General features: G+C 58.7%; 10 protein-coding genes and 1 pseudogene. 6 read left to right on the plus strand and 5 right to left on the minus strand.

Annotation, left to right across the window (positions count from 1 at the left end; all coding sequences use genetic code 11):
* The 4 genes from ACFZPT_RS11510 to acs all read right to left on the minus strand — a co-directional run bounded on the left by ACFZPT_RS11510 (position 1) and on the right by acs (position 4912).
* Positions 1–699 (minus strand): ABC transporter permease, encoded by a 699-nt coding sequence (locus tag ACFZPT_RS11510; protein ID WP_034099949.1) that lies wholly within the window; start codon positions 697–699, stop codon positions 1–3.
* Positions 696–1385 (minus strand): ABC transporter permease, encoded by a 690-nt coding sequence (locus ACFZPT_RS11515; protein WP_003193627.1) that lies wholly within the window; start codon positions 1383–1385, stop codon positions 696–698. The genes ACFZPT_RS11510 and ACFZPT_RS11515 overlap by 4 nt, the downstream gene beginning before the upstream one ends.
* Positions 1386–1476: 91 nt before the next feature.
* Complete coding sequence (locus ACFZPT_RS11520) at positions 1477–2262, minus strand: ABC transporter substrate-binding protein (RefSeq protein ID WP_034099951.1); 786 nt, start codon at positions 2260–2262, stop codon at positions 1477–1479.
* Positions 2263–2956: 694 nt separating this feature from the next.
* Positions 2957–4912 (minus strand): acetate--CoA ligase, encoded by a 1956-nt coding sequence (acs, locus tag ACFZPT_RS11525; RefSeq protein WP_034099953.1) that lies wholly within the window; start codon positions 4910–4912, stop codon positions 2957–2959.
* 399 nt (positions 4913–5311) lie between these two features.
* Here acs and ACFZPT_RS11530 point away from each other — a divergent pair, with 399 nt between their 5' ends.
* The 4 genes and pseudogenes from ACFZPT_RS11530 to ACFZPT_RS11545 all read left to right on the plus strand — a co-directional run bounded on the left by ACFZPT_RS11530 (position 5312) and on the right by ACFZPT_RS11545 (position 8269).
* A complete protein-coding gene (locus tag ACFZPT_RS11530) occupies positions 5312–5581 on the plus strand; it encodes a DUF2790 domain-containing protein (protein ID WP_034099955.1) in 270 nt (89 codons plus the stop codon).
* A gap of 509 nt (positions 5582–6090) precedes the next feature.
* Positions 6091–7341, plus strand: a complete 1251-nt coding sequence (locus ACFZPT_RS11535) for a ribonucleotide-diphosphate reductase subunit beta (protein WP_040269240.1) — start codon at positions 6091–6093, stop codon at positions 7339–7341.
* A gap of 77 nt (positions 7342–7418) precedes the next feature.
* Positions 7419–7550: pseudogene (locus ACFZPT_RS11540) on the plus strand (HNH endonuclease); the annotation flags it as partial.
* A gap of 71 nt (positions 7551–7621) precedes the next feature.
* Positions 7622–8269, plus strand: a complete 648-nt coding sequence (locus ACFZPT_RS11545; protein ID WP_034099970.1) for an HAD-IB family hydrolase — start codon at positions 7622–7624, stop codon at positions 8267–8269.
* A 116-nt stretch (positions 8270–8385) separates the two neighbouring features.
* Here ACFZPT_RS11545 and ACFZPT_RS11550 read toward each other — a convergent pair whose 3' ends face one another.
* Positions 8386–9345, minus strand: coding sequence for a LysR family transcriptional regulator (locus ACFZPT_RS11550; protein WP_034114939.1), 960 nt, complete (start codon positions 9343–9345; stop codon positions 8386–8388).
* A gap of 194 nt (positions 9346–9539) precedes the next feature.
* On the opposite strand from ACFZPT_RS11550, the gene argH reads away from it, so the two are divergent.
* Together argH and ACFZPT_RS11560 are read left to right on the plus strand one after the other, a co-directional pair.
* A complete protein-coding gene (gene argH / locus ACFZPT_RS11555) occupies positions 9540–10967 on the plus strand; it encodes an argininosuccinate lyase (protein ID WP_034114940.1) in 1428 nt (475 codons plus the stop codon).
* Positions 10968–11085: 118 nt separating this feature from the next.
* The gene (locus ACFZPT_RS11560; RefSeq protein WP_034114941.1) at positions 11086–11964 is read left to right on the plus strand and encodes an amino acid ABC transporter permease; all 879 of its coding nucleotides are present in this window, start codon (positions 11086–11088) and stop codon (positions 11962–11964) included.
* Positions 11965–11970 lie beyond the last annotated feature (6 nt).

Here is an 11970-nt window from a genome sequence, read left to right on the forward strand (position 1 = left end):
TCAGTGCTTCCGTGGAGCCAGGTAGCTCAGCCAGCGGCGCTCGGCCAACTTGAACAGGCGCACCAGGATAAAGGTCAGGCACAGGTAGAACGCGCCAGCAGTGATGTAGGCTTCGAACGGCAGGTAATACTGCGCGTTCACGGTGCGCGCGGCGCCGGTGATGTCGATCAAGGTGACGATGGAGGCCAGGCTGGTGGTCTGCAGCATCATGATCACTTCGTTGCTGTACTGCGGCAGCGCGCGGCGCAGGGCCGACGGCAGCAGGATGCGGCGGTACAGCTTGTAGCGCGACATGCCCATGGCCTTGGCCGCTTCGATCTCACCGTTAGGTGTGGCCTTGAGGCTGCCGGCAATAATTTCGGCGGTGTAGGCGCTGGTGTTGATGGCAAACGCCAGGCACGCGCAGAACGTGGCGCTGGACAGCAGCGGCCACATAAAGCTTTCGCGCACCACTTCGAATTGGGCCAGACCGTAGTAGATCAAAAACAGCTGCACCAGCATCGGCGTGCCACGGATCACGTAGGTATAGAGCCAGGCCACGCCATTGACCAACGGCTGCTTGGACACCCGCATCAAACCCAGGGGCACCGCCACGAGCAAGCCGAAGAACAGCGAGATGGCCAGCAGTTTCAGGGTGGTTGCCAGACCGCCGAGGTACAGCGGCATGGCCTCCCAGATGACGTTGTAGTCGAAGATCATAGATCAGCCGCCCTTACGCCTACCGAGTAGCGCTTTTCAAGGTAACGCAAGGCCAGCAACGACACGCTGGTGATCACCAGGTACATCGCCGCCACTGCGAGGAAGAAGGTAAAAGGTTCGCGGGTGGCGTCGGCCGCCTGCTTGGCCTTGAACATCATGTCTTGCAGGCCCACCACCGAGATCAGCGCGGTGGCCTTGGTCAGTACCAGCCAGTTGTTGGTGAACCCGGGGATCGCCAGGCGGATCATCTGCGGCACCATGACCCGGAAAAACACCTGGAACGAACTCATGCCATACGCCAGCCCGGCTTCGGCCTGGCCTTTGGGGATGGCCATGAAGGCGCCGCGGAAGGTTTCCGACAGGTAGGCGCCGAAGATGAAACCCAGGGTGCCGATGCCGGCGGCCAAGGGGTTCAAGTCAATATAGTCGTCGAAGCCGAGCAGCGGCGCGACGCGATTGAGCAGGTCCTGACCGCCATAGAAAATCAGCAGTATCAACACCAGGTCGGGGATCCCGCGGATCACCGTGGAGTACAAGTCACCTAGCCAAGCCAGCCAGCGCACCGGCGACAGGCGCAGGGCGACCCCGATCAGACCCAGAACAATGGCCAAGGCCATGGACGACAAGGCGAGCTGAAGCGTCAACCATGCGCCATCGAGGATAACGGCCCCGTAGCCTTTCAACATGATTCAGGTCCTCGAAAAGGGGGATGAAAAAATGGCGCAAACCGCAGGAATTCTGTTGCTTGCGCCATTCTGGACAGACAGCTGCGACGATTTACTTGGCGTCGGCGCCGTAGATATCGAAGTCGAAGTACTTGTCCTGGATTTGCTTGTATTTGCCGTTGGCACGGATCGCCGCGATAGCCGCGTTGATGCGGTCGAGGTTTTCCTTGTCGCCTTTGCGCACCGCGATGCCTACGCCGTCGCCGAAGTATTTGACGTCGGTAAATGCAGGGCCTACGAAGGCGAAACCTTTGCCGGCGTCGGTCTTCAGGAAACCGTCCTGCAGCAGGGTCGCATCAGCCACGGTGCCGTCGAGGCGACCGGCGGCCACGTCCAGGTAGATTTCGTTCTGGGTGCCGTAAGGAACCACGGTGGCGCCTTTAGGGGCCAGCACTTCCTTGGCGAAGCGATCGTGGATCGAACCGCGCTGCACACCGATCTTCTTGCCTTTCAACTCTTCCAGGCTGTCGCTGACGGTCGTGCCTTCCTTCAACACCAGGCGTGCTGGGGTCAGGTAGTAGCGGGTAGTGAAGTCCACAGACTTCTTACGGTCTTCGGTAATGGACATGGACGACAGGATCGCGTCGATCTTGCGCACTTTGAGTGCGGGGATCAGACCGTCGAATTCCTGCTCAACCCAGGTGCACTTGACCTTCATCTCTTCGCACAGCGCGTTGCCGATGTCGTAGTCGAAACCGACGATGCTGCCATCCGGCGCTTTCGACGCAAACGGAGGGTAGGCTGCTTCGATACCAATTTTCAGTGGCTTGCCTTCAGCGAAAGCCTGCATGGACAGCACGGACAGCGCCAGGGCGCCCAACAGCACGAGTTTCTTCATCTTGGGACTCCATCGGTATAGGGCAGAAACAGCAGTATGAGCCATGGCCCATGATGCGATTGAGTAAAACCGAATAGCGTTGCAGCGTCCTACGCCGGTGACTACCTGCGACGACGAGCGAGTGATCGGCATTCTAACGACAGGCCGGAAGCCGATATTTCCTCAATGCGACAACAATTTACAGAAGCACCGAGAAAGCGGTTCCAGCTCATTGACAGCCCCTGAAATTTATGCAGAGACAAAAGATATTAAACCTGTTGATGTTGCAAATTGCGGGCCTATTATTCGCAAACCCTTCTAGCACGGCAAGTCTAGCGGTTAATCTTATTTCCAGGGGTGTCTAAAACGCGGTTTTTCGGGGCATTCGCGTAGCCGTTCGCCTCAGGTGTGGGCAGCGGGTTACACATTTGCACCACTCGGTAACATTCAGAAACCTCCTACACAATAAATCGATATTTATTGGTCTGGTGGTTATGTCGGGCCGTCAGCCCCTCCGCCATGCCCGCCTTGAACTGCACTCCAAATGTGGGAAAGGGCTTGCCCCCGATAGCAACTTATCATTCAGTTAATCTTTAGCTGACCTACCGGCATCGGGGGCAAGCCCCCTCCCACATTGGTTCTCACTAGTTTTGAGAGATCATAAAAAAGCCCCACTCGGCTTACGCCGAATGGGGCTGTTCCCACCTATCCCGCCTTACGCGACGTTCATGGTCTTGTGCGTCTCAATCAAATGCGCCACCACACCTGGGTCCGCCAGGGTGGAGATATCCCCCAACCCGTCGTACTCGCCCGTGGCGATCTTGCGCAGGATGCGGCGCATGATTTTGCCCGAGCGGGTTTTCGGCAGGCCCGGTGCCCACTGGATCACATCCGGCGAAGCAATCGGCCCGATTTCTTTGCGCACCCAGTTTTTCAGCTCCAGGCGCAGGGCTTCGGTCGGTTCTTCGCCGCCATTCAAGGTGACGTAGACATAAATGCCCTGCCCCTTGATGTCGTGCGGCACACCCACCACCGCCGCTTCGGCGACTTTAGGGTGGGCGACCATCGCGCTTTCGATCTCGGCGGTGCCCATGCGGTGGCCGGAGACGTTCAACACGTCGTCCACGCGCCCGGTGATCCAGTAGTAACCATCCTCGTCACGGCGCGCGCCGTCACCGGTGAAGTACATGCCACGGAACGTTTTGAAATAGGTATCCACAAAACGGTCGTGGTCGCCGTACAAGGTACGGGCCTGGCCCGGCCACGAATCGAGGATCACCAGGTTGCCTTCGGCGGGGCCTTCGATCAGGTTGCCGAGGTTGTCCACCAACGCCGGCACCACGCCAAAGAACGGCCGCGCCGCCGAACCCGGCTTGAGCGCATGGGCGCCCGGCAGCGGGCTCATCATGTTGCCGCCGGTTTCGGTCTGCCACCAGGTGTCGACAATCGGGCAACGGGATTGACCGACGTTCTTGTAGTACCAGTCCCAGGCTTCCGGGTTGATCGGCTCGCCCACCGAACCGAGCAGACGCAGGCTGCTGCCGTCGGCGCCTTCGCAGGCGGCGGTGCCCGAGGCCATCATCGCGCGAATCGCGGTCGGGGCGGTGTAGAGGATATTGACCTTGTGCTTGTCGACAATCTTTGCCACTCGGGTGATGTCCGGGTAGTTCGGCACGCCTTCGAACAGCAGCGTGGTCGCGCCATTGGCCAGTGGGCCGTAGACGATGTAGGTGTGGCCGGTGACCCAGCCGACGTCGGCGGTGCACCAGTAGATCTCACCTGGGCGGTAGTCGAAGACGCGCTCATGGGTCAGGGCCGCATACAGCAGGTAACCGCCGGTGGTGTGCTGCACGCCCTTGGGCTTGCCGGTGGAGCCGGAGGTATAGAGGATAAAGAGAGCTTCTTCGGCACCCATCTCTTTCGGTGCACAGACCGCGCCTGCCACTTTCATCAGGTCTTCGTACCAGATGTCGCGATGCTGGTTCCACTTGATCGCGCCGTTGGTGCGCTTGCACACGATAACTTTCTGGATGCTGCTGGTTTCCGGATTGGTCAGGGCGTCGTCGACGTTGGCCTTGAGCGGAATCTTCTTACCGGCGCGGATGCCTTCGTCAGCGGTGATCACCACCTTCGACTTACAGTCGATAATGCGACCGGCCAGGGCCTCCGGCGAAAAACCACCGAACACCACCGAATGGATCGCACCGATGCGCGCGCAGGCCAGCATGGCGACCACGGCTTCGGGAATCATCGGCATATAGATGGTTACCACGTCGCCGCGATGCACATCCTGGCCACGCAGGGCGTTGGCGAATTTGCAGACTTCTTCGTGCAGCTCGCGGTAGGTGATGGTACGGCTCTCGGCAGGGTCATCGCCCTCCCAGATGATGGCTGCCTGATCGCCGCGCTCGGCGAGATGACGGTCCAGGCAGTTGTAGGAAACGTTCAAGGTGCCATCGGCGAACCACTTGATGTCGACGTGGTGATCGTCGAACGACGTCTGCTTCACCGTGGTGAAAGGCTTGATCCAGTCAAGACGCTTGGCTTGCTCGCGCCAGAAACCATCGGGGTTGACCACCGACTGCTGGTACATGGCCTTGTAGGTCGCCTCGTCGGTCAGCGTGTTGGCTGCTACTTCGGGGCGAACGGGGTACAGGGAAGCCGCACTCATCTTTCTTACCTCGGTGACAATAGTTGTTTTTGTATGGCCCCTGTTTTAGCCGGGGTGAGCCTATAGAACCATTCGACGATGGTAGTAACAAGACCCTACAAATTGCCCTGCTATCCCCTTCCACCGCTCTGGCCCGCAGCCTACGGGGCTTTACCGGCCTATGAAAAATCCTTCACCTGGCGATTGTTACAAAAACCGCCAAAAGTGTTTATCAAAAGCACGGGTATATGAATATAACCGGCACGCCTAAAATCAACTCCGCCAACAAGGCACTGTGATTAACAACGCAACAGCCCCCACGAAGGCAACGTTAATCCGAACTTCCCAACTTTTAAGTTACACACGCGGCCTCACAAGGGCCCCGTGACCCCTTTCGCCCTGAAGAAGGTAAATAAAGTAATGAAAGCGTTAGTAGTGATGGCCCTCAGCAGCGTGTGTGCCACTGCCGCCCTGGCCGACGAAGCCCCGACCGAACTGGCCGGCAAGAACGCACCGATTGTCGAGGACTACACCTACAGCACTCATTTGGACATCGCCAAAGTACTGTCCATGAGCAACGTGCCGAATGTCTGCGAAGTTGTACCGGTAAAAATGGAATATGAAGACTCCCAAGGTCAGCGTCATATTCTTAATTACCATGTAATGGGCAATGGCTGCTCTAACGGCTAATAACATAATTATTCAGATATAAACTCGGATCTTGGCCGCCGCAGAAAATCGTTTCTGCGGCCAAGAACCTGCCTTACAAAGCCCTACGTGCCCCCTCACCCTCGCCTACCCAAAACATCCCACCGCCCGTCAAAAAATTCCTACCCCAGCAAAGCCTTGCAAACACGCGCTTTGACCGAAAACCATGGCCTCACAGCGGCCAATCGTGACCATCCGCCGCAACACAAAGCCGATTTTTTCCCTATAATGCGCGGGTAAATCGGGCCTGCAATATCCCTTTACACAGGGACGAAGAGCCAGACCTGAGGCCATCGCCGGAGCCAGCACCGACCGCTCCGCCCCTCAAGCCTCACGCAGCGCACCCGTTACGCAATTTCCGTTTAATGCCTGCGCGAGCTGTTGCAAGAAACGATTCCTTAAGATCCACCGCGGCCCTCGGGCCGTGTGAATACCCAACCATCCGGTTTCACACGGGCACCTTGGAGCCCTCACGCAGGAGACGACACGTCATGCTGAGCTGGGACGAATTCGACAAAGAAGATGAAGGCGAAGTAGCCACCAAAGGCGCCAACGCCGGCCACGCCACCGAAGCCAACATGGACCGCCTCGACGGTGCCGGCGCCGCCGCCGCCATTGAAGCCCGCGCCGTCACCGCCAATGACTCCGCCGCCATCGTGCGCGCCAAAGCCGCCCTGGACAAACTCGACATCGCCGAAGGCCTCGCCGAACTCGAAGGCGCCTCCGCCCGCGTCGCCGTCGACGAAAAGCGCATGATCAACTGCCGCGCCGACCTCAACCAACTCGTGCCCTTCAAGTACGACTGGGCCTGGCAAAAGTACCTCGACGGCTGCGCCAACCACTGGATGCCGCAAGAGGTCAACATGACCGCCGACATCGCCCTGTGGAAAAACCCCGAAGGCCTTACCGACGACGAACGCCGTATCGTCATGCGTAACCTGGGCTTCTTCTCTACTGCGGATTCGTTGGTCGCCAACAACCTGGTGCTGGCCGTGTACCGCCTGATCACCAACCCGGAGTGCCGCCAGTACATCCTGCGCCAGGCCTTCGAAGAGGCGATCCACACCCACGCCTACCAGTACTGCATCGAATCGTTGGCCATGGATGAAGGCGAGATCTTCAACATGTACCACGAGATCCCATCGGTGGCGAAGAAAGCCGCCTGGGGCCTGAAGTACACCCGTTCGATCTCCGACCCGAAGTTCGAAACCGGCACCGTCGACACCGACAAAGAACTGCTGCGCAACCTGGTCGCCTACTACTGCGTACTGGAAGGCATCTTCTTCTATTGCGGCTTCACCCAGATCCTCTCCATGGGCCGCCGCAACAAAATGACCGGCGTGGCCGAGCAGTTCCAATACATCCTGCGCGATGAGTCGATGCACCTGAACTTCGGTATCGACGTGATCAACCAGATCAAAATCGAAAACCCACACCTGTGGGATGCCGAGATGAAGGAAGAAGCGACCCAGATGATCCTGCAAGGGACCCAGCTGGAGATCGAATACGCGCGCGACACCATGCCGCGCGGTGTTCTCGGCATGAACGCAGCGATGATGGAGGATTACCTCAAGTTCATCGCCAATCGTCGCCTGTCGCAGATTGGCTTGAAGGAAGAGTATCCGGGGACCACCAACCCGTTCCCATGGATGAGCGAGATCATGGACTTGAAGAAAGAGAAAAACTTCTTCGAAACCCGCGTGATCGAGTACCAGACCGGCGGTGCGCTGAGCTGGGATTGATTTACAAGTAAAAAAAAGAGCTGCTAATCGCAGCTCTTTTTTTTGACAAAAATTCAGGATCGGACCTACAGCATGCTAAGGGTTCGGATCGCATCACCAATGCTGTAGCCTTGTGCCCCAATTGCCATCAGCGTTGTCACCGATCAAGCGACCGGGATGCTTTCACCGAAACGCTTTACACCAAGGTCGGAAGATTGGCACGGGAGTAGACTCCTGCTGTCACACCTGATGCACGCTTAAAAATACTAAATAGGACCGAGGCCAACCCGTGAACCCAGACATGCTCGAAGCCGGTCCCGTTGATGCCAAAGTACTCTCCGTCTTTGACTTCGACGGCACCCTCACCCACCACGACAGTTTCGTGCCCTTCCTCAAGTTTGCCTTCGGCAGCGGCGAGTTCTATGGCCGGATGGTCAAGCTGGCCGTGCCGGGGCTGCGCTTTTTGGTGCGGCAGATCAGCCGGGATGAGTTGAAAGCACAGTTGATCCGCACCTTTATGACCGGGGTGGAGAAGACGTGGGTGCAGCAGAAAGCCGAAGAGTACTGCCAGCGCAATTGGGCGCGGCTGATGCGCCCGGCGGGGGTGCTGTCGGTGGAGCAGGAGTTGGGCTCAGGGGCGGAGGTGACGCTGTGCTCGGCATCGCCGGCGTTGGTGCTGCAGCCATTTGCCGATCGGCTTGGGATCAAGTTGATCGGCACGGAGCTGGAGGTGGTCGACGGGGTGTTGACCGGCAAGCTCACCGGCAATAACTGCCGCTGTGAGAATAAAGTGCTGCGGCTTGAGGCGGTGTACGGGGATCTGGGGGAGTATCGACTGCGGGCCTGGGGCGATACGCGTGGGGATCGGGAGTTGTTGGCGGCGGCGCAGGATGCGCATTTTCGGCATTTTCATGCGAAGAAGAAAAAGCGCGCTCGGTTGCAGCGGTGATGCGGGTGGAGACGTTCGACAGGTAAACCGAGTCGGTCCCATCGCAGCCTCGCTAAACCTCGGCACCTCCCACATTTGACCTTTTTCAGCCCGTTGATCTGTGTTCGGCGAAGGGTTTATGGGGTGGCTTTGAGATTTACGCCCAGGGCGGTGGCAAAGGCTTTTACCAGCGGACTTCTCGGCGCGTTGTGGCGCAGGATCAGGTTAAACGCCGTGCTCAAGTGAACCCGCTCCGGACACAGTGCGCGCAGGCGCCCTTCCCTTACCAACGGTGTGGCGTAGTGTTCGGGCAGGAAACCGATAAAGCGGCCGGTAAGGATCAGGATGGCGACGGCTTCGACCTGGGAGGCTGAGGCCGATTGGCTGTCGTAGTTGACGAAATGGCTCTTATCGCGATGGATCGCATACCGATGGTTGACCACTTCATATTGGCGCAGCACCTCAGGCGTGATGTCGTTCGCAGTGAACAGCGGATGTCCTACGGCGCAGTAGGCGTGGGCCCTTTCTTCGTAGAGCGGGAAGTAGTCGAATTCTTCGCGGCGCTGGTATACGGGAACAATACCGACGATCAAACGCCCTTCCACTACGCCGCGCTCAACCTCATCCAATTGCGAGGCATGTAGGCGCAATCTTATTTTTGGCGACTGGCTATGTAAGGCGCCCAGGGCTTTAATCAATGGTGAATTAACATCGGAGACGGTGTTATCAATAACTCCGACACTAAGGTCACCAATAAGCTCGTTTTGCGCCGAACTAAGCTTGTCTCTGAAACTGTCCACCGATGCAAATAACTCAATGCTGGCCTGATATACCAACTTGCCTTCTTCGGTCAGCCCGAAGCCTTCGCGGCCCCGCGTACACAGGCGCATGCCGATGCGGATTTCCAGGTCGGAAATCTGTTTGCTGATGGCTGCCAGGCCCACGTTCAGCTCGTTTTGCGCGGCGCTGAAGCCTCCCGCCTCGACCACGGCCATAAATACCCGGAGCAATTTGAAGTCCAGGCCGCTCAGTTGCAAAGGCGGTCGAGTGCCGGGTTTTGGCGCTATGTTTCCAGAATTGGAAAGTGGGGTTTCCATAATACGCGTTGACCTCTAGTGCCATATTCAAACAGGCTTTGACCCAATCCTTGAATACAGCCAGGCGGCGATAATGAACATAAACAACCGCCCTTGGCAACCTTGAATACGGTGCGTCAGACGCCGGTTCAACGCGATTGAAAACTTACTTTTACTGCCTCCGACTCTTCTAAAAACAAGCGTGAGGAACACCTATGTCTCAGCCTACCGACCGCCTCTGGGGCGCGCGTTTCAAGAGTGGCCCGTCCGCGGCATTGGCGGCGCTGTCCCGTTGCCCTGAGCGTTATTTCCGCCTGACGCCCTACGACCTGGCTGGCTCCCGCGCCCATGCCCGTGAGTTGCAGCGCGCCGGGCTGCTGGACGAATCGGAGACCCAGCGCACGCTGCAGGCACTGGACACTATCGGCGAGGACTTCGCCGCCGGCCGCCTGCATCCGACCCTGGATGACGAAGACGTCCACACCTTTATCGAACGCGTCCTGACCGAGCGCCTCGGCGCCCTGGGCGGCAAGCTGCGCGCCGGGCGTTCGCGCAACGATCAGACGGCCAATGATCTACGCCTTTTCCTACGGGACCATGCGCGCACCATCGCCACCGAGGTGCTGGGGTTGCAGCAGGCATTGGTGACCCAAGCCGAACAGCATATCGAGAGTATCTGCCCGGGCTTTACCCACTTGCAGCAGGCCCAGCCGATTGTGTTCGCCCACCACTTGCTGGCTCACGCCCAGTCGATGTTGCGTGACGTACAGCGCCTGGTGGATTGGGATGCGCGCACGGCATTGTCGCCGTTGGGCGCGGCGGCGATGGCAGGTTCCGCGATTGCGCGTCAACCGCAGCAGTCGGCTGAGGAAATGGGCTACAGCGCACCCTGCGAAAACTCCATCGATGCCGTGGCCAGCCGCGATCATGTAGCGGAATTTTTGTTTGTGGCGGGCATGCTCGGGGTGAATATTTCGCGGCTGTCCGAAGAGTTTTGCCTGTGGTCGTCGCGCCAATTTCGCTGGGTCGTGCTGGACGATGCCTACGCCACCGGTAGCTCGATCATGCCGCAGAAAAAGAACCCGGACATTGCCGAATTGGCACGGGGCAAGGCCGGGCGCTTGATCGGCAACCTGACCGGGTTGATGTCGACGCTCAAGTCGTTGCCACTCTCCTACAACCGCGATTTGAGTGAAGACAAGCACAGCGTGCTGGACAGCGTCGACACTCTGCTGCTGGTGCTGCCGGCCATGGCCGGGATGGTCGCGACCATGAAGGTGCAGGTGGAAGAGCTGCGGCGCCAGGCCCCCATGGGTTTTACCTTGGCGACCGAAGTGGCCGATTGGTTGGCCACCCGTGGCGTGCCGTTCAAGGAGGCCCACGAGATTACCGGCGCTTTGGTGCAGGCCTGTGAGAAGCATGAGATCGAATTGTGGGAAGCCTCGCTGGCGATGCTGGCCGAGGTGGATGCGCGGTTGACCCCTGAAGTGCGCGATTGCCTGACCCTGGAAGCGGCGATTGCTGCGCGCAGTGGCTGGGGTGGGACGGCGCCGGAGCGAGTGCGCGAGCAGATTGGGCGGTTGAAGGTGGCGTTGGCTGAGCAGCAGAAATGGGCTGAGAGTTACCTGGGGTTTCGGCTTTGAGCCACTGGAATAGGTGGTGCCAGCACGGACGTTTTCGCAGCCAAGCCAGTTCCGACATTTTGACCGCATTTCACAGTTACACCGAGTACAGCGGTAATCGCTTTTTTGGAGAATCACCATGAACCCAACCCCTGCCGAGCGCTTGCAAGCCGAGCGCAAGCAGTCCGAGAACCAGTTCGATATCACCCAGTACGAACATGTGCCGCGGCGCTATTACGGGCGCATGTTCTTCGCCACGTTGATTGTGATCGTCCTGGCCGCACTATTGCGCGCATTCGCCAATGGCCAGATCGAATGGTCCTACATCGGTCAGTTCCTCACGTCTGAGGCCATTCTGTGGGGCCTGGTGAACACCATCGTCATGTCGATTCTGGCCATGGCGCTGGGCGTGGTGATCGGCGTGATCACCGCGATCATGCGCATGTCGGCCAACCCGATCCTGCGCTACGTGGCCATCACTTACACCTGGCTGTTCCGTGGTACGCCACTGATTCTGCAACTGCTGCTGTGGTTCAACCTGGCGTTGATCTTCCCGGTGATCGCGATTCCCGGCCTGTTCAGCATCGACACCGTCGACCTGATGACGCCATTCGTGGCCGCCCTGCTCGGCCTGAGCATCAACCAGGGTGCCTACACCGCCGAGGTGGTGCGCGCCGGTTTGCTCTCGGTGGACACAGGCCAGTACGAAGCGGCCAAATCCATCGGCATGCCGAGTCTGCAAGCGCTGCGTAGGATCATTCTGCCGCAGGCCATGCGCGTGATTATTCCGCCCGTAGGCAACGAGTTCATCAGCATGGTGAAAATGACCAGCCTGGCCAGTGTGATCCAGTACTCGGAGCTGCTGCACAACGCGCAAAACATCTACTACGCCAACGCGCGGGTCATGGAGCTGCTGATCGTCGCGGGCATCTGGTACCTGGCGGTGGTGACCGTTCTTTCATTTGGCCAAAGCCGCCTGGAGCGTCGCTTTGCCCGCGGCGCCGGCAAGCGTTCGTAAGTCTGG

The sequence above is a fragment of the Pseudomonas sp. MD330_10 genome (genome assembly GCF_042610415.1).
In the GTDB taxonomy this organism is placed as follows: Bacteria; Pseudomonadota; Gammaproteobacteria; order Pseudomonadales; family Pseudomonadaceae; genus Aquipseudomonas; species Aquipseudomonas rhodesiae.